Source organism: Muricoccus nepalensis, from assembly GCF_006438825.1.
Taxonomy (GTDB): Bacteria; Pseudomonadota; Alphaproteobacteria; order Acetobacterales; family Acetobacteraceae; genus Roseomonas; species Roseomonas nepalensis.
In genome coordinates this window covers 18,012-39,234 of the sequence record NZ_RCZP01000024.1, presented here as the reverse complement: position 1 = coordinate 39,234, position 21,223 = coordinate 18,012, and the positions used below count along the sequence as shown (strand labels likewise).

The 21,223-nt window shown below is 72.5% G+C and carries 21 protein-coding genes and 1 tRNA gene; 15 read left to right on the top strand and 7 right to left on the bottom strand.

The annotated features are described in order from the left end of the window. Window positions 1-54: 54 nt before the first annotated feature. Window positions 55-1,467, top strand: coding sequence for an isocitrate lyase (aceA, locus tag EAH89_RS19815; RefSeq protein WP_140885446.1), 1,413 nt, complete (start codon window positions 55-57; stop codon window positions 1,465-1,467). Window positions 1,468-1,530: 63 nt separating this feature from the next. Here aceA and EAH89_RS19810 read toward each other — a convergent pair whose 3' ends face one another. The 4 genes from EAH89_RS19810 to EAH89_RS19795 all read right to left on the bottom strand — a co-directional run bounded on the left by EAH89_RS19810 (window position 1,531) and on the right by EAH89_RS19795 (window position 5,653). Next, the gene (locus EAH89_RS19810; protein WP_140885445.1) at window positions 1,531-3,117 is read right to left on the bottom strand and encodes an ABC transporter substrate-binding protein; all 1,587 of its coding nucleotides are present in this window, start codon (window positions 3,115-3,117) and stop codon (window positions 1,531-1,533) included. A 61-nt stretch (window positions 3,118-3,178) separates the two neighbouring features. Beyond that, entirely contained in the window at window positions 3,179-4,105 is a 927-nt protein-coding gene (locus EAH89_RS19805) for a dihydrodipicolinate synthase family protein (protein ID WP_140885444.1), read from the bottom strand. 64 nt (window positions 4,106-4,169) lie between these two features. After that, window positions 4,170-4,877, bottom strand: a complete 708-nt coding sequence (gene cuyB / locus EAH89_RS19800) for a cysteate racemase (RefSeq protein ID WP_140885443.1) — start codon at window positions 4,875-4,877, stop codon at window positions 4,170-4,172. 17 nt (window positions 4,878-4,894) lie between these two features. Further along, entirely contained in the window at window positions 4,895-5,653 is a 759-nt protein-coding gene (locus EAH89_RS19795) for a sulfite exporter TauE/SafE family protein (protein ID WP_140885442.1), read from the bottom strand. A gap of 123 nt (window positions 5,654-5,776) precedes the next feature. Here EAH89_RS19795 and EAH89_RS19790 point away from each other — a divergent pair, with 123 nt between their 5' ends. From EAH89_RS19790 to EAH89_RS19750, 9 genes are all read left to right on the top strand, one after another. Then, window positions 5,777-6,607: a sulfite exporter TauE/SafE family protein gene (locus EAH89_RS19790; protein WP_162861325.1), complete on the top strand. Its 831-nt coding sequence runs from the start codon at window positions 5,777-5,779 to the stop codon at window positions 6,605-6,607. Window positions 6,608-6,669: 62 nt separating this feature from the next. Then, window positions 6,670-7,953 (top strand): Hsp70 family protein, encoded by a 1,284-nt coding sequence (locus EAH89_RS19785; protein WP_140885441.1) that lies wholly within the window; start codon window positions 6,670-6,672, stop codon window positions 7,951-7,953. Between the two features lie 256 nt (window positions 7,954-8,209). After that, window positions 8,210-8,335, top strand: a complete 126-nt coding sequence (gene ykgO / locus EAH89_RS19780; protein ID WP_140885440.1) for a type B 50S ribosomal protein L36 — start codon at window positions 8,210-8,212, stop codon at window positions 8,333-8,335. Between the two features lie 220 nt (window positions 8,336-8,555). Beyond that, a complete protein-coding gene (locus tag EAH89_RS19775; protein ID WP_140885439.1) occupies window positions 8,556-9,998 on the top strand; it encodes an FAD-linked oxidase C-terminal domain-containing protein in 1,443 nt (480 codons plus the stop codon). A gap of 86 nt (window positions 9,999-10,084) precedes the next feature. After that, a complete protein-coding gene (locus EAH89_RS19770; protein ID WP_140885438.1) occupies window positions 10,085-11,290 on the top strand; it encodes an FAD-binding protein in 1,206 nt (401 codons plus the stop codon). 172 nt (window positions 11,291-11,462) lie between these two features. Continuing rightward, the gene (locus EAH89_RS19765) at window positions 11,463-12,119 is read left to right on the top strand and encodes a hypothetical protein (RefSeq protein ID WP_140885437.1); all 657 of its coding nucleotides are present in this window, start codon (window positions 11,463-11,465) and stop codon (window positions 12,117-12,119) included. Window positions 12,120-12,217: 98 nt separating this feature from the next. Further along, a complete protein-coding gene (locus EAH89_RS19760; RefSeq protein ID WP_140885436.1) occupies window positions 12,218-13,249 on the top strand; it encodes an ABC transporter substrate-binding protein in 1,032 nt (343 codons plus the stop codon). A gap of 58 nt (window positions 13,250-13,307) precedes the next feature. Beyond that, window positions 13,308-14,201, top strand: a complete 894-nt coding sequence (locus tag EAH89_RS19755; RefSeq protein WP_140885435.1) for an alpha/beta fold hydrolase — start codon at window positions 13,308-13,310, stop codon at window positions 14,199-14,201. Window positions 14,202-14,360: 159 nt separating this feature from the next. Continuing rightward, on the top strand, window positions 14,361-14,852 hold the full coding sequence (locus EAH89_RS19750) for a hypothetical protein (RefSeq protein ID WP_140885434.1): 492 nt from the start codon (window positions 14,361-14,363) through the stop codon (window positions 14,850-14,852). A gap of 138 nt (window positions 14,853-14,990) precedes the next feature. Here the strand turns inward: EAH89_RS19750 and EAH89_RS19745 are convergent, their stop codons facing one another. Beyond that, the gene (locus EAH89_RS19745; protein ID WP_140885433.1) at window positions 14,991-15,506 is read right to left on the bottom strand and encodes a VOC family protein; all 516 of its coding nucleotides are present in this window, start codon (window positions 15,504-15,506) and stop codon (window positions 14,991-14,993) included. Window positions 15,507-15,667: 161 nt separating this feature from the next. On the opposite strand from EAH89_RS19745, the gene EAH89_RS19740 reads away from it, so the two are divergent. Beyond that, entirely contained in the window at window positions 15,668-16,948 is a 1,281-nt protein-coding gene (locus EAH89_RS19740) for a Gfo/Idh/MocA family protein (RefSeq protein ID WP_140885432.1), read from the top strand. A gap of 447 nt (window positions 16,949-17,395) precedes the next feature. Further along, window positions 17,396-18,169, top strand: a complete 774-nt coding sequence (locus tag EAH89_RS19735; protein WP_140885431.1) for a bestrophin-like domain — start codon at window positions 17,396-17,398, stop codon at window positions 18,167-18,169. A gap of 119 nt (window positions 18,170-18,288) precedes the next feature. On the opposite strand, the gene rpoH is transcribed toward EAH89_RS19735, so the two are convergent. Together rpoH and EAH89_RS19725 are read right to left on the bottom strand one after the other, a co-directional pair. Next, entirely contained in the window at window positions 18,289-19,173 is an 885-nt protein-coding gene (rpoH, locus tag EAH89_RS19730; protein WP_194152350.1) for an RNA polymerase sigma factor RpoH, read from the bottom strand. Between the two features lie 310 nt (window positions 19,174-19,483). Then, a complete protein-coding gene (locus tag EAH89_RS19725; RefSeq protein ID WP_140885430.1) occupies window positions 19,484-20,500 on the bottom strand; it encodes an RluA family pseudouridine synthase in 1,017 nt (338 codons plus the stop codon). On the opposite strand from EAH89_RS19725, the gene EAH89_RS19720 reads away from it, so the two are divergent. The 3 genes from EAH89_RS19720 (at window position 20,469) to EAH89_RS19710 (ending at window position 21,122) form a co-directional block, all read left to right on the top strand. Further along, window positions 20,469-20,795, top strand: a complete 327-nt coding sequence (locus tag EAH89_RS19720) for a DUF6476 family protein (protein ID WP_241667107.1) — start codon at window positions 20,469-20,471, stop codon at window positions 20,793-20,795. The genes EAH89_RS19725 and EAH89_RS19720 overlap by 32 nt on opposite strands. Before the next feature lie 4 nt (window positions 20,796-20,799). Next, window positions 20,800-21,003, top strand: a complete 204-nt coding sequence (locus EAH89_RS19715) for a DUF2256 domain-containing protein (RefSeq protein ID WP_140885429.1) — start codon at window positions 20,800-20,802, stop codon at window positions 21,001-21,003. A 43-nt stretch (window positions 21,004-21,046) separates the two neighbouring features. Then, window positions 21,047-21,122, top strand: a tRNA-Glu gene (locus tag EAH89_RS19710). Window positions 21,123-21,223: the final 101 nt, after the last annotated feature.

Here is a 21,223-nt window from a genome sequence, read left to right as displayed (position 1 = left end):
CTCGCTTTCTCGCGCTGCAATGTCAATCATTCACCCACTGCAGGAGAGCAAGCGATGCGCAACCAGACCACTCCCACCTTCTCCCCCGACGGCTCCGGCACCGGCCACGGGGCCTCGCCGGGCCGCTTCGACGGCATCCGCCGCGACTACGGCCCGGCCGATGTCGAGCGCCTCTCGGGCTCCTTCCGGATCCGCCACACGCTGGCCGAGATGGGCGCCGAGCGGCTCTGGCGGCTGCTGCACAGCGAGCCCTTCGTGCCGACGCTCGGCGCGCTGACGGGCAACCAGGCGCTGCAGCAGGTGAAGGCCGGGCTGAAGGCGATCTACCTCTCGGGCTGGCAGGTGGCGGCGGACGCCAACTCGAACGGCGAGATGTACCCGGACCAGTCCCTCTACTCCGTCGACTCCGTGCCGAAGGTGATCAAGCGCATCAATTCGGCGCTGCGCCGGGCCGACCAGATCGCGACCCAGGAGGGCGGCGACACCACCCACTGGATGGCGCCGATCATCGCCGACGCCGAGGCCGGCTTCGGCGGGCCGCTGAACGCCTACGAGCTGATGCGGGCGATGATCGAGGCGGGCGCGGCGGGCGTGCACTTCGAGGACCAGCTCGCCTCCGAGAAGAAGTGCGGGCATCTCGGCGGCAAGGTGCTGGTGCCGATCTCCCAGCACATCCGCACGCTGAACGCGGCGCGGCTGGCGGCCGACGTGGAGGGCGTGTCGACGGTGCTGCTGTGCCGGACGGATGCCGAGAGCGCGCAGCTCCTCACCAGCGACGTGGACGAGCGCGACCGGCCCTTCATCAGCGGCGAGCGCACGCCGGAGGGCTTCTTCCGGATCAAGCCGGGGGTGGGCAAGGACTACGCGATCGCGCGCGGCCTCGCCTACGCGCCCTACGCGGACCTGCTGTGGTGGGAGACCTCCGACCCCGACCTCGACGACGCGCGCCGCTTCGCGGAGGCCATTCACAAGGAGTTCCCGGGCAAGCTGCTCGCCTACAACTGCTCGCCGAGCTTCAACTGGAAGCGGAAGATGGGCGAGGCGGCGGCCGCGAAGTTCCAGGCCGAGATCGCGGCGATGGGCTACAAGTTCCAGTTCATCACGCTGGCCGGCTTCCACAGCCTGAACCACTCGATGTTCACGCTCGCCAAGGGCTACCGCGAGCGCGGCATGGCCGCCTACTCCGAGCTGCAGCAGGCGGAGTTCGCCTCCGAGGCGGACGGCTACACGGCGACCCGCCACCAGCGCGAGGTGGGGGTGGGCTACTTCGACGCGGTGGCGACGGCCGCGAGCGGCGGGCAGTCCTCCACCACGGCGCTGAAGACCTCGACCGAGGCGGCGCAGTTCCACGACGACCACGGCCCGACGCCGCGCATCGGGGGCGAGCCGGTGGACCACGACGACGGCCTCGTCCACTCGCATGGCTGGGCCTGCAGCGAGCGGGGGGCGCCGGCCCTGGCGAAGTAGGGGCCGTTCGCCGCGGCGGGTCGGGAAGCGGGGCCTCGTGCCCCGCTTCTCTCGTGGCGAGTCCTACTTCTTTTCCATGTTCCAGAAGAACTGCACGGGCGAGAGGACCATGCCCGCGAGGTTCTTCCGGTAGGCCATGGGCTGCTCGACCTTGCCCGCGGGGGCATAGGGCACGGTCTCGAAGGCGCGGCGCTCGATGCGGGCGGCGAGGGTCTTCTGGGTGATCGGGTCGTCGCTGCCGATCCACTCCTCGCGGAGCGATTCGAGCTCCGGGTCCTCCGGCCACCCGAACCAGGCGGTGGCGCCGTTGGCGCGGATGAGCGGGTGCAGCGCGGGGTTCAGCGTGTCGGCCCCGGACCAGAGGGTGTGGAAGACCGACCAGCCGCCGGCGTCGACGCCGCCGCGGTTGGCGCGGCGGCCGATGAAGCTCGCCCAGTCCGTGGAGACGAGCTCCACGTTCATGCCGAGGTTCTTGAGGAGCTGTTGCGTGACGAGGCACTGGTTGTAGGCGATGGGCTGGTCGGCGGCGGCGAGCAGCACGACCTTCTCGTTCGCGTAGCCGGAGGCGCGCAGCAGGGCCTTGGCGCGGTTGAGGTCGCCCGGCATGGCCTCCGCGCCGCCGGCGCCGGACGACATCGGCGAGCCCGCGGTGAAGAAGGTCTTCGCCTCCGTGTAGTATTCGGGGTTGCCGACGACGGCCTGCATGTAGTCGTCCTGGCGCATCGCGGCCAGCACGGCCTGGCGCACCTTCGGGTTGTTGAAGGGCGGCTGCGTGTGGTTGAAGCGCATCAGCAGGATGAGGCCGAGCGGCACGTTCTGGATCGCGATGTTGCGGTCGCGCTTGAGGACGGGCAGCAGGTCCACGGGCGGCTGCTCGTACCAGTCCACCTCGCCCTGGATCATGGCGCCGACGGCGGCGGCCGGCTCGGTCAGCGCCAGCCACTCGATGCGGTCGATCTTCGCGACCTTGCCGCCGGCGGCCCAGGAGGGGGCCTCCTCGCGCGGGCGGTAGGCGGCGAAGCGTTCGTAGACCGCGTTCTGGCCGGGAACCCATTGCGCGGCCTGGAAGCGCCAGGGGCCGGAGCCGATGGCCTCCGTGATGTTGCGCGACGGGTCCGTGCTCGCGACCCGCTCGGGCATGATGAAGGGCACGTTGGAGGAGAGCTTGCCGAGGGCCGCCGTGATCTGCGGGAAGGGGCGCTTGAGGCGGATGGCGAAGGTGCGGGCGTCCACCGCGTCATAGCCGTCGACGAAGGTGGCGAAGGTCTGGCCGAAGGCGTCGCGCGCGGACCAGCGGCGGATGGAGGCGATGCAGTCTGCCGCGCGCACCGGCTGGTTGTCGTGGAAGACGAGGCCGTCGCGGAGGTGGAAGGTCCATTTCAGGCCGTCCGGCGCGCTCTCCCAGGACTGCACCATCTGGGGCTTGATCGCGAAGTTCTCGTCCGTCGCGAAGAGCGTGTCGTAGATGAGGTAGCCGTGGTTGCGGATGACGTAGCTGGTGGCGACGATGGGGTCGAGCGAGGGCAGCGGCGTGGACGGGATAAAGCGGAGCGGCGCCGCGGCCTGCGCGCGGGCGGGGCCGACATAGGGCATGCCGCCGGCGGCCAGGGCGGCACCCCCGGCGAGGAGGTGGCGACGGGTGGGGGTCATCGGTTGGTCCTCGTGGGTGGGGGTGCCGTGTGTTCGCTTCTCTGGGCTCTTGCCGCGCGGATCAGGCCGCGATCTTCAGGCCGACATCGGGGAGGGCCGGGCGCTTCGCCAGGGCCGTCCGCATCATCGCCTCCACGGCGGCGCGCTCGGCCTCGGGCAGGGCGAGGCGGGGCGGGCGGGTGATGGCGGAGCCGCGGCCCATGATGGCCTCGCAGAGCTTGATGCACTGGACGAGGTCGGGGCGGGCGTCGAGGTGGAGGAGGGGCATGAACCACTCGTAGATCGGCATGAGCTCGGCCATGCGGCCCTCGCGCGCCAGGCGGAAGAGGGTCTCGCCCTCCACCGGGAAGGCGTTGGACATGCCCGACACCCAGCCCTCGGCGCCCATGAGCACGCTTTCGACCACAACGTCGTCGAGGCCCGCGAAGAGGGTGAAGCGGTCGCCGACGAGGTTGCGGAGGTCGGTGAAGCGGCGGGTGTCGCCGGAGGATTCCTTGAAGCAGACGATCGTCTCGACATCGGCGAGCATGGCCAGGATGTCGGGGGTGACGTCGTTCTTGTAGATGGGCGGGTTGTTGTAGACCATGACCGGCAGGTCGGTGGCCGAGGCTACGCCGCGGAAATGGGCGGCGGTCTCGTGGGGCTTCGCGGAGTAGACGAGGGCGGGCATCACCATCACGCCGTTGACGCCGATGCGGGCGGCCTCGCGCGCGGTGTCCTTGGCGAAGGCGGTGGTGAACTCGGCGATGCCCGCGATGACGGGGACGCGGCCGGCGGCGGCGTCCTTCGCGGCCTCCATCACCTGCACCTTCTCGGCGAGGGAGAGGGCGGTGTTCTCGCCGACCGTGCCGCAGACGATCAGGCCGGAGACGCCGTCGCGGACGAGGTTGCCGATCACCGTGTGGGTGGCGGCGAGGTCGAGGCTGAAGTCCTCGCGGAACTGGGTGGTGACGGCGGGGAAGACGCCCTGCCAGCCGATCTTCGCCATCTTAGGGCCCCTCTGCTCGGAGCCCGGAACGTAGATTGGATAAAATAGACGGGCAAGCGAAGTTTCAGCCCCTCTCGCCCTGGGCCCAGCGGATGGAGGCGAGCGCCAGGGCCTGGATGGTGTCGATGACGGGGAAGGGCTGGGCGGGGCCGGCGGCGATGCCGAGCGGGATCTCCGTGCAGCCGAGGACGACGGCCCGGGCGCCGCGGGCCGCGAGGGCCTGCGCGGCCTCGGCGAGCGGGGCGTGGGACTCGGCGACGCGGTTGGCCTTCACCAGCGCGATGCCGGGGGTGACGAGGCGGGCCATCTCCGCCTCGGTCGGCACCGAGACCTCCCAGCCGCCGGCCTGGAGGCCGTCCTGGAAGAGGCCCATGGCGAGGGTGGCGGCGGTGCCCATCACGCCTATGGGGCCTGGGGGGATGCCGGCCGCGCGCAGGGCCTCCGCGGCGGCGTCGACGATGTGGAGAATGGGAAGGGCGGTCGCGGCCCGCATGCCGTCGATCCAGCCATGGGCGGTGTTGCAGGGGATGGCGATGGCGCCGCAGCCGGCGGCCTCCAGGCCCCGGATGCCGCGCAGGAGGGCGAGGAGGGGGTCGGGACCGGTGCCCTGGCGGGCGGCCGTGCGGTCGGGCACCCGGGGGTCGGACCAGAGGACGGCGGGGACGTGGTCCTGGTCGCGCGCGGCGGGGGTGAGGAGGGTGAGCTGGCGCATGAACTCGGCGCTGGCGAGCGGCCCCATGCCGCCGAGGACGCCGAGGATACGGTCGGGCATGGGCTTCCTTCCGGGGGTCAGGCCAGCCCGTCCCAGACGAGCTTGGCGCCGGTGAGGGCGAGGAGGACGTAGACCACGTTGTAGAAGGCGCGGTCGGTGATGCGGCTCTGCAGCCAGATGCCGAGGTTCACGCCGAGGGGCGCGGCGGGGATGAGGACGAGGCTGGTGAGGATGTTGGTCGTGTCCAGCAGGCCGAGGCCCCAGTAGGGCAGGAGCTTGGCGTAGTTCATCACCCCGAAGAAGACGGTGGTGGTGGCGGCCAGCGCCGCGCGGTCGAGCTTCAGCGGGTAGAGGTAGATGGCCAGCGGCGGGCCGCCGGTGTGGGCGACGGTGCTGGCGAAGCCGGAGGTCGCGCCCCAGAACCAGGCCTTGCCGGCGCTGGGCGGGGCGGGGGGCGGCGAGCCCCCGCGGAAGCGCTGGTAGAGGCCGCGGGCGAGGAAGGCGAGGGTGATGCCGCCGAGCAGGAGGCTCATCCCGCGCGCGGGGATGAGGCCGAAGGCGAGGATGCCGAGCACGAGGCCGAGCAGCCCTGCGGGGAGGATGGCGCGCATCTCCCGCCCGCTCCACCGGCCCCACCAGGCGCGCAGCCCCGCGACGTCCATCACGCAGAGGACGGGCAGCGCGATGCCGATGGCCTGCGGGGCGGGCACGGCCAGCGCCATGAGGGGCACGGCCACGTTCCCCGCGCCGGAGGCGAAGCCGCCCTTGCTGATCCCGTTGAGCAGGAAGCCCGGGATGGCCAGCGCGTAGAACCAGGGATCGGTGAGGAGGGGCACGGGCCGGATGATGCGCCCTTGTCGGCGGCGAGGCCAAGTACCCCCCCCTGACAGGGGCGCCGTTCCGCCCTACAGGCCCCCGGCGCGGCGCCCGGGCCGCGCGAGGCAGGCCAGGACATCCCCATGGAGCACATGCACGACCCCGTCTGGATCGCGGCGCTGGCCGCGGCGATGGCGGCCACGGGGCTGGTCTCGGGCACGCTGGCGGGGCTGCTGGGGGTGGGCGGGGGCATCGTCATCGTGCCCGTGCTGTTCAACGTCTTCCCCTTCTTCGCGATTCCCGAGGCGATCCAGATGAAGCTGGCGGTCGGGACCTCGCTGGCGACGATCATCCCGACCTCCATCCAGTCGGCGCGCAAGCACCGTGCGAAGGGCGCAATGGACATGCCGCTGCTGCGCGCGCTGATCCCCTCGCTGGTGGTCGGCGTGCTGGTGGGCACGGTGATCGCGATCTGGGTGAGGGGGTCCACGCTGACCGCGGTCTTCGCCGCGATCGCGCTGCTGGTCGCGCTCAACATGGGCCTGACGGGGGTGGACGCCCGGCTGCGGGAGAGCTTCCCGACGGGGATCCTGCGGCAGGGGGTCGGGCTCTTCATCGGCGGGATCTCGGCGATGATGGGGATCGGGGGCGGGACGGTCGGCGTGCCGCTGCTGAACCTCTTCGGGACCCCCATCCGCTCGGCGGTGGCGACGGCCTCGGCCTTCGGCATCGTCATCTCCATCCCGGCGGCGATCGGCTTCGTCCTCGCGGGATGGGGCAACCCGGTGCTGCCGCCCTTCAGCCTCGGCTACGTGAACCTGCTCGGCTGCCTGCTGATCGTGCCGACCTCCATGCTGGCGACGCCCTGGGGGGTGCATCTCGCGCACGCCATCCCGCCGCTCGCGCTCAAGCGGGCCTTCGCGGCGTTCCTCGGCGTGACCGCGGTCCGGATGATCCTCTCGCTCGTGGCCTGAGGGCCTTGCCAGGGGGGCGCGGACGGGGTTGAACCCGCGCCCTTCCGGCGGGAGCCCCGGCCTTGCGACCTGTCATCGGCATCGACTTCGGCACCACCAACAGCGTCGTCACCGCCCTCAGCCCCGACGGGGAGGCGGTGACGCTGGCGCGCGACACGGGGGAGGTGTTCCGCTCCGTCCTCTGCTTCTGGGCGGACCCGGTGGGGGGCGCGGCCCGGCACGCGGCGGGGCCGGCGGCGATCGAGGCCTATCTCGAGGAGCCGCTCGCCAGCCGGCTCGTCATGTCCATGAAGAGCTACCTCGCGCAGCGGAGCTTCACGGAGACGCGGATCCTCGGGCGGCGCTTCACGCTGGAGGCGCTGATCGGGCTGTTCCTGCGGGAGCTGCTGGCGCCCTTCGGAGCGGCCATGGCGGGGGCGCGGGTGGTGGTCGGGCGGCCCGTGCGCTTCGTCGGAGACCGGGCGGAGGACGATTTCGGGGAGGCGCGGCTGCGCGGCGCCTTCGCGGCGGCGGGGCTGGCCGAGGTGGATGTGGCGCTGGAGCCGGCCGCGGCCGGGCAGCGCTTCGCGAGCGGGATCGAGCGGCCCGAGACGGTGCTGGTGGGCGACTTCGGGGGCGGGACGAGCGACTTCTCGGTGCTGCGCTTCGACCCCGGCCCGCCGCGCCGGGTGGCGGCGCTGGGCCACGCGGGCGTGGGCTTGGCCGGGGATGCCTTCGACACGCGGATCATCGACCGCGTGATCTCGCCCCGGCTGGGCAAGGGGGGCGAGTACCGGGTGATGGGCAAGCCGCTGCCCGTGCCGCCCGGCTGGTTCACGAGCTTCGCGCGCTGGCACCAGCTGCCGCTGATGCGCGGGCCGCGGACGCTGCGCGAGATCGCCGAGGTCGCGCGGACGGCGGACCATCCCGAGCGGCTTCGCCACCTCATCCGGCTGATCGAGGACGAGGCGGGCTACGCGCTCTACCGCGCCGTGTCCTCGGCCAAGGCGGCGCTCTCCTCGGCGGAGACGGCCGTGCTGCGCTTCCGCCACGAGGACTTCGCGGTGGAGGCGCCGATCGAGCGGGGGGAGTTCGAGGAATGGATCGCCCCCGACCTCGCCCGCATGGAGGCGGCGGTGGACGGGGCACTGGCCGATGCCGGCGTCGGGCCTGGGGCCGTGGACCGGGTGTTCCTGACCGGGGGGACCTCCCTCGTGCCGGCGGTGCGCGCGATCTTCGCGCGGCGCTTCGGCGAGGAGAGGATCTTTGGCGGCGGCGAGTTCGTCTCGGTGGCCGAGGGGCTCGCGCTGATGGGGCGCGAGGTCGCCGGAGGGCCGCCGGAGAGTCTCCCGGGGGGGAGCGGCTAGCGGGGGCCGGCGCCGCGCATGTAGCGGCGCTCGGGCCGGTAGCGCAGGCGGCGGATGATGTGGATGAGTCGTTCCAGCATGGCGGGTCTCCCGGCGGCGGAACGATCCTGCGGGCGAAGGGGTTTCCGGAGGCTGAACGGGAGGGGCGGAAAGAAGCGGCGGGCGGCGGTTGACCCCCGCCCGTCCTGCCCATATACCGCCGCCTTCCCAGGGGACGGCGTTGTCGCCCCGCCCCTCGACGTGACCAGGTCAGACCATGAAGATCCGCAACTCGCTCAAGACTGCCAAGGTTCGCGACAAGAACTGCGTGCTGGTTCGCCGCCGCGGCCGCATGTACGTGATCAACAAGAAGAACCCCCGCCTGAAGGCCCGCCAGGGCTGAGCCAGGCGCGCCCGCGGCCTTCGGGCCCGGGGGCGGTTCACGGGTTGCGAGGAGCCGCCGGGTGGCACGCCCGGCGGTTTTTCGTGCTTGGCCCACCGGCGGCGCGGGGCCGGGGGGCGCTTGCGGGCTCGCGGGGCGGGGCCATTCTCGGCTAGGATGCGGCGCCCGCGAGGGGCCGCGGACGCGCGCCGGGCCCGGCCCGGAGAACCGAGGAAACGCCATGATCGCCCTTCCCCCGCCCAAGGCCGACGTGATGGCCCGCCGCGACGAGATCCTGGCCGGGCTGTGCGCCCTGATCCCCGGCGACGGGGTGATCACCGAGGCGCTGCGGCTGCGGCCCTACGAGACCGACGGGCTCTCGGCCTACCGGCAGCCGCCGCTGGCGGTGGCCCTGCCGACCTCGACCGAGCAGGTCGCGGCGGTGCTGCGCTTCTGCCACGAGAACGGCGTGCGGGTGGTGCCGCGGGGCGCGGGCACGAGCCTGTCGGGCGGCGCGCTGCCGCTGGCGGACGCGGTGGTGATCGGGCTGATGCGGATGAACCGGATCCTCGACGTCTCCTTCCCCGACCGGCTCGCGGTGGTGGAGGCGGGGGTGACCAACCTCGGCATCACCAAGGCCGTGGAGGGCGAGGGCTTCTTCTACGCGCCCGATCCCTCGAGCCAGCTTGCCTGCATGATCGGCGGCAACGTGATGATGAACTCGGGCGGCGCGCACTGCCTGAAGTACGGCGTGACCGCGAACAACCTGCTCGGCGTGAAGTTCGTGACGATCGAGGGCGAGGTGATCGAGATCGGCGGCGGGCATCTCGACGCCGCGGGCTACGACTGGCTCGGGCTGATCACGGGCAGCGAGGGGCAGATCGGGATCGTCACCGAGGTGACGGTGCGCATCCTGCGGGCGGCGGAGGGGCAGCGCGCGATGCTGGCAGCCTTCCGCTCGACCGAGATCGCGGGGGCGGCGGTGGACGCGATCATGGGCTCGGGCGTGATCCCCGTGGCGCTGGAATTCATGGACAAGCCCTGCATCCACGCCTGCGAGGCCTTCGCCCATGCCGGCTACCCGTTGGATGCCGAAGCGCTGCTGATCATCGAGGTCGAGGGCAGCGGCGAGGAGCAGGACGTGCTGCTCGGCCGGCTGCGCGCGATCTGCGAGCGCTTCGATCCCATCAGCATGCGGGTGGCGGCGAGCGCCGAGGAGTCGATGGCGATCTGGAAGGGGCGCAAGGGCGCCTTCGGGGCGGTCGGGCGGATCAGCCCGGACTACCTCTGCATGGACGGCACCATCCCGACGAGCGAGCTGCCCCACGTGCTGCGCCGCATCGGCGAGATGAGCGAGGCCTGCGGGCTGAAGGTGGCGAACGTCTTCCACGCGGGGGACGGGAACCTGCATCCGCTGATCATGTTCGACGCGAACGACCCCGCGAGCTTCGCCAAGGCCGAGACCTTCGGGGCGGACATCCTCAAGCTCTGCGTCGAGGTGGGCGGCTGCCTGACCGGGGAGCACGGGGTGGGCGTGGAGAAGCGCGACCTCATGCCCGTGCAGTTCACCCGGCCGGAGCTCGCCCAGCAGCGGCGGGTGAAGGAAGCCTTCGACCCGGAATGGCTGCTGAACCCGGCGAAGGTGTTCCCGCTCGAGGGGAAGCTGGCGCCGGCGCCGCACTAGGCCGGGCGGCAACAAGCCGCTTGCGCAGCGCCCGGGGATGCGCGACGCCTCCGCCCGCGCCCGAGCGGCGTGGGGGGCGACGAAGAATGAGCGCTGAGGCGGGTTCCAGGATCGCGCCGGCCGACGAGGCCGGGGTGGCGGCGGCGGTGGCGGCGGCCCATGCCGAGGGGGTGCCGCTGGCGCTCGAGGGGCGCGGCACGAAGGCCGCCATGCTGCGGCCGGTGCAGGCGGGGCGCACGCTGTCGCTGCGCAACCTGACGGGCATCACCTTCTACAAGCCCGAGGAGATGGTGATCAGCGCGCGCGCCGGCACGCCGCTGGCCGAGATCGAGGCCGCGCTGGCCGAGCGCAACCAGCAGATCGGGGCGGAGCCGCCGGACCTCCGGGCCCTGCTGGGCAGCGGGGAGGCGACGACGGGCAGCCTGGGGGGCACGGTGGCCTGCAACCTCTCGGGCCCGCGGCGCGTGGTGGGCTTCGCGCTGCGCGACCTGGTGCTGGGCGTGCGCTTCGTGAACGGCGAGGGCGAGGTGCTGCGCTCCGGCGGGCGGGTGCACAAGAACGTCACGGGGCTCGACCTCTGCAAGCTGCTCTCGGGCAGCCACGGCACGCTCGGCGTGCTCACCGAGGTGACGCTGAAGGTGGGGCCGGCCGGGGAGCGGACGGCGACCCTCGTGCTGCCCGTGGCGGACGAGGCGGCGGGGGTGGCGGCGCTCTCATCGGGGCTGACGAGCCCCTACGGCGTGACGGGGGCGGCGATGCTGCCGGAGGGCGCCTCGGCCGCGGGGGTCGCCGGGCCGGTCGCGCTGCTGCGGCTCGAGGACGTGGAGGCCTCCGTCACCTACCGCATGGCGCGGCTCGGCGCGGCGCTGCCGGGCGGGCGCGTGGTGGAGGGCGAGGAGTCGCGCGCGCTCTGGCGGGCGATCCGGGACGCGGCGCCGCTGGCGGCGGCCGCGGGCGAGGCGGTGTGGCGCGTCTCGGTGCGGCCCTCGATGGCGCCCGGGGTGGTGGTGGCGCTGCGGGCGCGAATCGGCGCGCGGGTGATGCTCGACTGGGGCGGCGGGCTGGTCTGGGTGGCGGCCGCGGCGACGGCGGAGGCGCATTCGGCGGTCATGGCGGCGGCGGCCGGCGCAAGGGGGACCTTCACCCTGTTCCGGGCGCCCGACCCGATGCGGGTCTCCGTGCCCGTGATCCCCGAGGAGGTGCCGGCGCTGGCCGCGCTGTCCGCGCGCGTGAAGGCGGCGCTGGATCCGGGCGGGCGGCTGAACCCGGGGCGGATGCGCGCGGGGCTCTGAGGCAGGGGGTGCCAGGGCGGGGGTGCCAGGACCGGGGTGCCAGGGCCGGGCGCCGCGGCGGGACCTTCGCGAGCGCGGAACGGATCACGCCTTTATCACGCGGCCTCGCCTGTTCCGGGCCCGGCAGGCGGTTCAACATCGGCGCGTTGGTCGAGAAAGGGTTGGAGAGGCGATGCGGATCCTGTTGCTGCGCCGGGGGCTCCTGGCGGTGGGGCTGCTTCTCGCGGGCCTGGCGGCCGCGCCGGCCTGGGCCCAGGGTGGGGGCGCGAACAACGACCCGAGCTTCAACGTCGTGAACCGCTCCGGCCGGACCATCCAGGAGCTCTACGTCTCGTCCTCGCAGCAGAACGCCTGGGGGCCGGACATGCTCGGGCAGAACGTGCTCGACAACGGGCGCTCCTTCCCCGTGCGGCTGCCGGCGGGGCAGTGCGTGAACGACATCCGCGTGGTCTATGACGGCGGGCAGTCGGAGGAGCGGCGGTCGGTCGACACCTGCCCGCTCAGCGAGGTCGTCTTCGGCCAGCAGGCGGGGGCGCCCCGCAGCGGCAAGGGGGGCTCGGCCGCCGCGGGGGCGACGGGCAACCCGTCCTTCAATCTGGTGAACCGGACGCGCAAGACGATCCAGGTGCTGCGCGCCTCGCCGAGCTCCGAGAGCAACTGGGGCGACGACCGGCTGGGCGACGCGGTGGTCCGGCCGGGGGCGACCTTCGCGGTGCGGCTGCCGGCGGGGCAGTGCACCTATGACGTTCGCGTGGAGTACGACGACCGCTCGGCGGAGGAGCGGCGGGGAATCGATCTCTGCCGCGTGGCGGACGTGACCTTCCCCTGACGCGGCGCGCCCGGCCCCCGGGCGCGGCGGCCCGCTTCTTGCTCGTGCCGATCCCGGTATGACGGGCGGAGGGCCGCCCGCGGGAACGGGGGTAGGGCATGGCGCAGGGGATCGGCCGGCGGGCGACGCTGGGCCTGGGAATGGGGGTGGGGCTGCTGGCCGCGCCGCGGCTGGCGCGGGCGCAGGCGCCGCACCGGCTGCGCTTCACCCTCGATTGGGTGATCCACGGCGGCTACGCCTTCGCCGTGGCGGCGGAGCGGGGCGGGCTGTTCCGCAAGCACAACCTCGAGATGCCGATCAACCGCGGCTACGGCTCGGGCCGGGTGCCCGTGGACGTCGCGGCGGGGACCTATGACCTCGGCTTCGGGGACCTGACCTCGCAGCTCCGCTTCATGGCGGAGAACCCGGACCGCGGGCTGGTCTGCGTCGCCATCCTCTACGACCGCTCCCCGCTCTCGGCGACGGTGCAGATGGACGGGCCGATCCGCGAGCCGAGGCAGCTCAACGGCAAGACGCTGGCGGCGCCGGAGTTCGACGGCGGGCGGCAGATCTTCCCGGTCTTCGCGAGCGCGGCGGGGATCGACCTCGCCTCGATCAACTGGATGAGCGTCTCGCCCGAACTGCGCGAGCCGATGCTGGTGCAGAAGCGGGCGGACGGCATTACGGGCTTCGTCACCTCGACGGCGATGTCGCTGAAGGCGCTCGGCATGGACCGGCCGCAGCAGCGGGTCTTCTACTACCGGGACTACGGGCTCGATTTCTACGGCTCGGGGCTGGTGACGACGCGGGCGGTGCTGCGGGAGAAGCCGGAGGCGATCCGGGCGGCGGTCGCGGCGCTGACCGAGGGGATGCTCTGGGCCTGGCGAAACCCGGCCGAGGCCGTGGCCATGCTCAAGGCGCGGGAGCCGCTGACGGATGTCGCGATCGAGGCGGAGCGGCAGCAGATCTCCTTCGACGAGCTGATGCTGTCGGACAAGGTGCGCCAGCACGGGCTCTCCTTCGTCGAGGCGGACCGGCTGAAGCGGCAGATCGACGCGACGGTGGACACCTTCCGCCTGCCGAACCGGCCGGCGCCGGAGGCCGCCTACACGGACGAGTACCTGCCGCCGCGGGCGCTGCGGATGCTCTGAGGGCCTGGACTCCCCCCGCGGCGCCTTCCCATCCTGCGCCGGGCGACGGAGGGGCGGGATGGCGACGCGGTGGGTGGAGGCGGGCGCGCTGCGCGTCGCCTACGAGGAGAGCGGGGACCCCGGCGGCTGGCCCGTGCTGCTGATGCACGGCTTCCCCTATGACGGCCGCGCCTACGACGCCGTGGCGCCGGTGCTGGCGGCGGCGGGGGCGCGGGTGGTCGTGCCCTGGCTGCGGGGCTACGGCGGGACGCGGTTCCGGTCGGAGGCGACGCCGCGCTCGGGGGAGCAGGCGGCGCTGGGGCAGGACTTGATGGACCTGATGGACGCGCTGGGGATCGGGCGGGCGGTGCTGGCGGGGCACGACTGGGGCGGGCGCGCCGCCTGCATCGTCACGGCGCTCTGGCCGGAGCGGGTGGCGGGGCTGGTCTCGCAGAACGGCTACAACCTGCAGGACATCGCCCGCGCGCAGGAGCCGGTCGCGCCGGAGGACGAGCGCAAGCTCTGGTACCAGTACCTGTTCCACGCGGAGCGCGGGCGGGCCGGGCTGGAGCGGGACCGGCGCGGGCTGTGCCGGCTGCTGTGGCGGCTCTGGTCCCCGGAGTGGGCCTTCGACGAGGCCACCTTCGAGCGGACGGCTGCGAGCTTCGACAACCCGGACTTCGTCGCGGTGGTGATCCATTCCTACCGCCACCGCTTCGGGCTGGTGCCGGGCGATCCGGCGGTGGCGGCGGTCGAGCGCCGCCTGGCGGCCCAGCCGCCCATCCCCGTGCCTACGGTGACGCTGGACGGGGACGCCGACGGCGTGCTGGCGGGCCGCGGCACGGCGGGGCACGCGCGGCACTTCACGGGGCCGCACGAGCACCGGGTGGTGCGCGGGGGCGGGCATAACCTGCCGCAGGAGAAGCCGGAGGAATTCGCCCGGGCGGTGCTGGACGTGCGGGCGCGGGGCTGACGCGCGGTCGGCCTTCGCGGCCCGTCGGGCCCGCGGACGAATTCTGTTGGAACCGCCCGGCGCAGGGTGGATATTCCGGGGATGGCTCACAAGACGTAAGCCGTTTGCCCGATCCGCGATGGTGCGGGTTGAGCGATGGCCTGGAAAAGGTCATGCGCGATGGGACAAAGTCTCGACCAGATACTCGCCCAGGTCGGCGACGGGGACACCATCAACGTGTCGATGGTGTCGAACCAGGACAATGGGATCGCGAGCTACGCCGTCGGCAGCCTTGTCTTCCACAAGGCCACGGGCGGCGTCATCTTCGGTGGGCCGCGCTTCCACCCGGCACGGCTGGAATCCGACCCGGGCCAGCCCTTCGACATGTTCTTCAGCGACCGGAGGCTGGCGATCGATCCGCCTCCCGCCCCCGGCACCTTCGGGCGAGGGCCGCGGCAGCCGTTCAACGCGAACGCGACGGAGAAGCTCGGCGTCACGATCTCGCTCGGGGCCAGCCCGCACGTCATGCAGCTGTCCGTCTTCGGTTCGAAATCCCTGGTGACGCTGACCCCGATGGGCGACCTTCTCGTGGGGCTGGGACCGTCGCTCGGCAATTCGGCGGCGAGCGTCTTCGTGGTCGCCTTCCTGGGGATCACCCGTCCGCCGCACTGAGACGGGGGCGCCGTGGCTCCGGCGGGTGCCGTGGTGATCAGGCCTTGGTGGTGAGCGTCGCGGCCAGCACGCCCAACCCTCGCGCCGGCCCGCCGCGCCCGTCCGTGAAGGGGCCGCGGCCGGCTTCGCGGGACCGCTCTAGTCCGCGGCCTCGGCGAGGAGCGCCGCCACGTCGAGGCGGCGGGTGAACATGCCGAGGGACCCGTCGGGGTTGCGGGGCCACTCCTCGCGCGGGCGGTCGCGGTAGAGCTCCACGCCGTTGCCGTCGGGGTCGTGGAGGTAGAGGGCTTCCGACACGCCGTGGTCGGAGGCGCCGTCGAGGCGGAGGCCGGCCTCGAGCACGGCGCGGAGCGCGCGGGCGAGGGAGGCGCGGTCCGGGTAGAGCAGGGCGACGTGGTAGAGGCCCGTGGTGCCCGGCGCCGGGGGCGGGCCGCCCGCGCTCTCCCAAGTGTTGAGGGCGATGTGGTGGTGGTAGCCACCGGCCGAGAGGAAGGCGGCGCCGGGGTAGCGGGCGGTCTCCTCCAGCCCGATCACGTCGCGCCAGAAGCCGAGGGCGCGGTCGAGGTCCGAGACCTTGAGGTGGGTGTGGCCGATGGTCAGGCCGGCGGGGGCGACGGTGCGCCGGGGGGCGGGCGCGGGGTGGGTGTCGGGCATGGGAGGGCTCCTCTGCCGTGAAGCTGGCCCTTCGGAGGGCCGGCGGCCAATCGCGGTAGGGAATGGGCGGCATGGACGCGGCGTATCGGGCCGGGCGGTCGCGGCAACGGCCCCTGGCGGCGGGCGTTCTCCGGGCTCCCCTTTTCACACCGGAGAACGACATGGCCCAGGACACCGATGGGGCGAGCCGACGCGGGCTGCTGCGGGCGGGCGGGCTGACCGCCGCCGTGCTGGCGCTGGGCGGCGCGGGCGCGCCGGGCTACCCCGCGCCGACCGAGACGGACCTGGGTGGGGTCGCGGAGGGGCGGATCCGCTTCCCGAACTGGCGGGGGGAGGCGGACACGCCCTCGGGCCCGACCGCCAACCCGCTGCCGCCCGGCGAGCGCGTGGGCTACGCCCTGATCGGCCTCGGGCGCATCAGCGTGGAGGAGGCGCTGCCGGCCTTCGGGGAGGCGAAGAAGTCCCGGCCCGTCGCGCTGGTGAGCGGCAGCCCGGAGAAGGCGCGGGAGGTGGCGCGGCGCTACGGCATCCCCGAGAGCGCCGTCCATTCCTACGAGGAGATGGAGAAGCTTCGCGACAACCCGGCGGTGCGGGCGGTCTATATCGGCCTGCCCAACGCGATGCACCGCGAGTTCACCGTGCGGTCCGCGGCCATTGGCAAGCACGTGCTGTGCGAGAAGCCGATGGCGACGACGCCCGAGGAGGCGGCCGAGATGGTGGCCGCCTGCGAGCGGGCGCGGGTGAAGCTGATGATCGCCTATCGCTGCCAGTACGAGCCCTACAACCGCGAGGCGATCCGGATCGTGCGGAGCGGGGAGCTGGGGAAGCTGCGCTCCATCCAGGCGGTGAACACGCAGTCCCAGGGGCAGGTGGCGCAGTGGCGCTTCAACCACCGCCTGGCGGGCGGCGGTGCGCTGCCGGATATCGGGCTCTACTGCCTCAACGCCACGCGCTACCTGACGGGGGAGGAGCCGGTGGACGTCTTCGCGCGCACCTACTCGCCGCCCGGCGATCCCCGCTGGTCGGGGATCGAGGAGAGCGTGTCCTTCACGCTGCGCTTCCCCTCCGGCGTGATCGCGCAGTGCCTGACGCAGTACGACGCGTTCAACGACAAGTCGATGACGCTGCATTTCGAGCGGGGCACGGTCGAGATGCCCGACGCCTACGCCTATAACGGGCAGCAGATGTACGTCTCGCAGCGCGCGGGCGAGGCGACGGCGCGCACGCAGCGCAAGATGGAGCACAAGAACCAGTTCGCGACGGAGATCGACCACTTCTCCGACTGCATCCTCGCGGACCGCCGACCGCACACGCCGGGCGAGGAGGGACTTCAGGACCAGAAGCTGATGGCGGCGATCTACCAGGCCGCGGCCGAGGGTCGGCCGCTCGAGCTGCCGAGGCCGCCCGGGCCGACGCGCGGGCCCGATCCGTCGGAGGGGTGAGGCACCGAGGTGGCCGAAGGTGTCGGCCGCCGGGTGTCGCCTGGAGCCCTCCGTCCGCCTGTGCCCGCCCGAGGTGGTTCCGGCACGGTCCGCCCCGCGCCGGCGTCGGGCTTGGTCGTGGATGCAGGCCAGGGCGGGAGGTCGTTCGGCATGCTCCGGCATGCCGCGCCGTCGCGGACACGGGGGGCCGGGGCACAGCACGTGCCCGGTTCCGGCGGTCGTGGACTGACGCTGCTCCGAGGAAAGAAGGCGTGTTACCTCTCCGGGGCGTCGCCGGGGAGGGGAGAAAGGCTTTGTCCGACGATCGGCTCGTCGCACGGGTCTTGACCCCCAGGTCGGACCATTCCGGCGGTTGTCGCCGCGATCGGCGGCGTCAAGCGGGCTCACTGGCGCCCGGGACGAGCGAAATGTCCCGTTCTCGGCGGATCGGCACTTCGGGCAGGGGCCATGAGCGACCTTGCCCTTAGCCTCATCGTCGCCGGCTGCGTCTTCAGCGGGGGCGTGGTGGGCTTGCATCTACACCGCGTGCTGCCGCCCCATCACCTCGCCAAGGAGACGCTGGATGTCATCCGGCTCGGGACGGGCATGGTGTCCGTGCTGGCGTCCCTCGTCTTCGGGCTCCTGATCGCCACGGCCAAGTCGGGCGCGGACTCGGCCGCTCACGACATGCGCGCCTATGCCGCCGATACGATCCTGCTCGACCGCACGCTGCGGGGCTATGGGGCGGACGCGGCGGAGGCGCGCATGTTGCTGCGTCGGACCACCGAGCGCACCCTCCACGACCTCTGGCCAAGGCCGGGAGAGAACTTCGTCGGGATCGACGATCCGTCAGCGGCTGACCTGTTGGCCGGGGTGCAGGGAGCCATCGATGCTCTGCATCCGGCGGGACCCCAGCAGACCTGGCTTCAGCAGGGGGCGCTTCAGCAAAGCTCGTCGCTCGTGCGGCAGCGGTGGCTGCTCATCGAGCAGGAGGGGCCGAATGTCCAGCCGACGATCCTGGCCGTGCTGATCACCTGGACCTTCGCGATCTTCGTCAGCTTCGGCCTGAACGCGCCACGGAACGCCACCGTCGTCGGCGCCTTCCTGATGACATCGCTCGCCATCGGCGGGGCCGTGTTCCTGATCCTGGAAATGGACAGCCATTTCGAGGGTCTTCTCCGGCTTTCCGAGCTGCCGCTGAGGAACGCGCTGGCGCAGCTTGGCGGTGCCGATCCGTCCTAGCCTTTGCCAAGCGGACGCTTTCCGGCGTGGCAGACCGAGGCGGGACTGCCGGCCTGGCCAAAAGAGAAGGGGCGGCGGATCGCTCCGCCGCCCCTTCCTCGCCTGATCGAAGCCGGTCGTCAGGTCACCGCGAGGCGGCGCTCGACGATCTGGGTCTTCATGTTCTTCTGCAGCTTCTCGAAGGCGCGCACCTCGATCTGCCGCACCCGCTCGCGCGAGATGTTGTACTGCTGGGACAGCTCCTCGAGCGTGGTGGGCTCGTCCTTGAGACGGCGCTCGATGAGGATGTGGCGCTCGCGGTCGTTCAGCGTGCCGAGGGCGCCGTTGAGCAGGTCGCGGCGGTTGGACATGTCCTCGCGCTCGGCCAGCTCGCTCTCCTGGCTCTCGCCCTCGTCCACCAGCCAGTCCTGCCACTCGCCCTCGCTGTCGGCGCGGATGGGAGCGTTGAGGCTGTTGTCCGGGCTGGCGAGGCGCCGGTTCATCGACACCACGTCCTGCTCGGGCACCTGCAGCACGCGGGCGATCTTCTCGACCTGCTCGGGCTTGAGGTCGCCCTCCTCGAGCGCGGCCATCTGGCCCTTCAACCGGCGCAGGTTGAAGAAGAGCTTCTTCTGGGCGGCGGTGGTGCCCATCTTCACAAGCGACCAGGAGTGCAGGATGTACTCCTGGATGGCCGCGCGGATCCACCACATGGCGTAGGTGGCCAGACGGAAGCCGCGGTCGGGGTCGAAGCGCTTGACCGCCTGCATCATCCCGACGTTGCCCTCCGAGATGAGCTCGCCGACGGGCAGGCCGTAGCCGCGGTAGCCCATGGCGATCTTCGCGACGAGGCGGAGATGCGAGGTGACGAGCTTGTGGGCGGCGCCCTCGTCCTGGTCGTCGCGCCAGCGCTTGGCGAGGTTCAGCTCCTCCTCCGGCGCCAGCATCGGAAACTTGCGAATCTCCTGCAGGTAGCGGGAGAGGTTGCCCTCGGGGGCGATCGGGATCATCGAAGTGGAAGCCATAAAAGCGTCTGCCTCCTGATTCAGCCGGGCTGCCCCCGGGAGTGGCGGGCGCGCGAACGGCTGAGCAGCGGCCCGGGATATCCGGACCATGCCTTCGCGCGCTGGGCCCTGAGCCCATCAAGAACGCCCGCCATCGCCGAGGTTTTCGCATTCGCGAAGGAAGATGGTGGTTGTTTCGGACGGGCCCCTTTCGAGGCACCCCGCTGCGGAAGCTGTCGTGCTTGTAATCTAAGCCCGCGGAAAAGGCAAGCGAAACCCGACTGAAACAGTCTTGTTACAGCGCCCTGTTCCGGGCCTGTTCTGCGGGCGGTTACGGGGCTTCCGGAGCGTCCAGCGCGGCGATCAGGGCGGCCATGTCCGGCGGGATGGGTGTCGCGAAGTGCAGGGGCTTGCCGGTCACGGGGTGGTTGAAGCCGAGGGACTGGGCGTGCAGCGCCTGGCGGGGAAAGGAGAGCAGGGCGTCCCGCGCCGGTTCGGGGAGGAGCTTCGCGCCCGCCGGCGTGCGGCGGAGGTAGACGGGGTCGCCCACCAGGGGGTGGCCGAGATGGGCCATGTGGACCCGGATCTGGTGGGTGCGGCCGGTGGCGAGGCGGCAGCGGAGGAGGGAGCAGGCGGCGCCCCAGGCGCGCTCGGTCGCGTAGTGGGTGAGGGCGGGCTTGCCGCGGGGGACCACGGCCATGCGCTTGCGGTCGGCGGGGTGGCGGCCCACCGGGGCCTCCACGCTGCCCGAGACGGGCGAGGGGGTGCCCCAGGCAAGGGCGAGGTAGCTGCGGTCGAGGTCGCGCTCGGCGAAGGCGGTGGAGAGGGCGTGGTGGGCGGCCTCGGTCTTGGCCACGACCATCACGCCGCTCGTCTCCTTGTCGAGGCGGTGGACGATGCCCGGGCGCTTCTCGCCCCCGATTCCCGAGAGCTCCTCCCCCGCATGGGCGAGGATGGCGTTCACCAGCGTGCCGTCGAGGTGGCCGGGGGCGGGGTGGACGACGAGTCCCGCGGGCTTGTCGAGGACGATGAGGTCGCGGTCCTCGTAGAGGATGGCGAGGTCCATGGCCTGGGGCTGCGGCGTCGCGGGCTCGGGCGGCGGGACGGCGAGGGTGTAGCGGGCGCCGGGGCGAAGCGATTCGGAGGGGTCGGTCGTGGGGGTGCCGTCGCGGGCCGCGTGGCCGGCCTCGACCAGCGCCTTGACGCGGGAGCGCGACAGACCGCCCATGCCGGCGAAGGCCCGGTCCAGCCGCTCGCCCGCCTGCGCGGCGGTGGCGGTGAAGGCGAGGGGCTCGGCCGGTGCGGGGGAGGGGTCGGTGCGCGCGCTCAAGGTTCTCGTCGTGGGCATGGGGGTGCTGATCGTCGTCGGCACCGTGACCCTGGTTGTGCTGATCATTCAGCGCGCGGGCAAGGCCGCGCCGACGGCGGTGCCTGTGGCGGCCCCCGCCGCGGTGGTGCCCGCGGGGGCGCCGCTGCCGGCCGGGCTCACGCTCGGCCAGCCGGCGGGCACGCGGATTGGCGGGATCGCGCCCGGGGGGGAGGGGCGCGTGGCCGTCTGGGTGCAGCGGCCGGACGGCGACCGGGTCGTGCTCCTCGACACGCGGAGCGGCCAGGCGCTCGGCGAGGTCCGGGTGGGGGAGTAGGGGCTTGGCCCATCGCAAGCCGAACCTGCCCGTGAAGGACTGCGCGGCCTGCGGGCGGCCCTTTGCCTGGCGGAAGAAGTGGGCGCGGGACTGGGAGGCCGTCCGCTTCTGCTCGGACGCCTGCCGGGAGGGGCGGCACCCCCTGGCCGGGGGCGGGAAAGCGGGGGCCGCGAAAAAGAGTGCCGAAAAAGCGCGGACCCCGGGTTGATCCCCCCCGGGAACGCGGATAGAAGGCCGCTCCCGCAGGCCACGTCCCCATCGTCTAGAGGCCTAGGACACCGCCCTCTCACGGCGGTAACAGGGGTTCGAATCCCCTTGGGGACGCCAGCCTTTTGAAGGGCTTAGAGCGTCTGTGGCGCTCATCCCAAGTTATCATCCCAACTTGTTGATTTTCGCGCGGGGTGGGTTCGCCCTCGCCTCGTTGGCAC

What these genes read in the sequence shown, in the direction of transcription:
- aceA (WP_140885446.1), top strand. Translation starts at nt 55, where the DNA reads ATGCGCAACCAGACCACTCCCACCTTCTCCCCCGACGGCTCCGGCACC.
- EAH89_RS19810 (WP_140885445.1), bottom strand. Translation starts at nt 3,117, where the DNA reads ATGACCCCCACCCGTCGCCACCTCCTCGCCGGGGGTGCCGCCCTGGCC.
- EAH89_RS19805 (WP_140885444.1), bottom strand. Translation starts at nt 4,105, where the DNA reads ATGGCGAAGATCGGCTGGCAGGGCGTCTTCCCCGCCGTCACCACCCAG.
- cuyB (WP_140885443.1), bottom strand. Translation starts at nt 4,877, where the DNA reads ATGCCCGACCGTATCCTCGGCGTCCTCGGCGGCATGGGGCCGCTCGCC.
- EAH89_RS19790 (WP_162861325.1), top strand. Translation starts at nt 5,777, where the DNA reads ATGGAGCACATGCACGACCCCGTCTGGATCGCGGCGCTGGCCGCGGCG.
- ykgO (WP_140885440.1), top strand. Translation starts at nt 8,210, where the DNA reads ATGAAGATCCGCAACTCGCTCAAGACTGCCAAGGTTCGCGACAAGAAC.
- EAH89_RS19775 (WP_140885439.1), top strand. Translation starts at nt 8,556, where the DNA reads ATGATCGCCCTTCCCCCGCCCAAGGCCGACGTGATGGCCCGCCGCGAC.
- EAH89_RS19770 (WP_140885438.1), top strand. Translation starts at nt 10,085, where the DNA reads ATGAGCGCTGAGGCGGGTTCCAGGATCGCGCCGGCCGACGAGGCCGGG.
- EAH89_RS19765 (WP_140885437.1), top strand. Translation starts at nt 11,463, where the DNA reads ATGCGGATCCTGTTGCTGCGCCGGGGGCTCCTGGCGGTGGGGCTGCTT.
- EAH89_RS19760 (WP_140885436.1), top strand. Translation starts at nt 12,218, where the DNA reads ATGGCGCAGGGGATCGGCCGGCGGGCGACGCTGGGCCTGGGAATGGGG.
- EAH89_RS19755 (WP_140885435.1), top strand. Translation starts at nt 13,308, where the DNA reads ATGGCGACGCGGTGGGTGGAGGCGGGCGCGCTGCGCGTCGCCTACGAG.
- EAH89_RS19750 (WP_140885434.1), top strand. Translation starts at nt 14,361, where the DNA reads ATGGGACAAAGTCTCGACCAGATACTCGCCCAGGTCGGCGACGGGGAC.
- EAH89_RS19745 (WP_140885433.1), bottom strand. Translation starts at nt 15,506, where the DNA reads ATGCCCGACACCCACCCCGCGCCCGCCCCCCGGCGCACCGTCGCCCCC.
- EAH89_RS19740 (WP_140885432.1), top strand. Translation starts at nt 15,668, where the DNA reads ATGGCCCAGGACACCGATGGGGCGAGCCGACGCGGGCTGCTGCGGGCG.
- EAH89_RS19735 (WP_140885431.1), top strand. Translation starts at nt 17,396, where the DNA reads ATGAGCGACCTTGCCCTTAGCCTCATCGTCGCCGGCTGCGTCTTCAGC.
- rpoH (WP_194152350.1), bottom strand. Translation starts at nt 19,173, where the DNA reads ATGGCTTCCACTTCGATGATCCCGATCGCCCCCGAGGGCAACCTCTCC.
- EAH89_RS19725 (WP_140885430.1), bottom strand. Translation starts at nt 20,500, where the DNA reads ATGCCCACGACGAGAACCTTGAGCGCGCGCACCGACCCCTCCCCCGCA.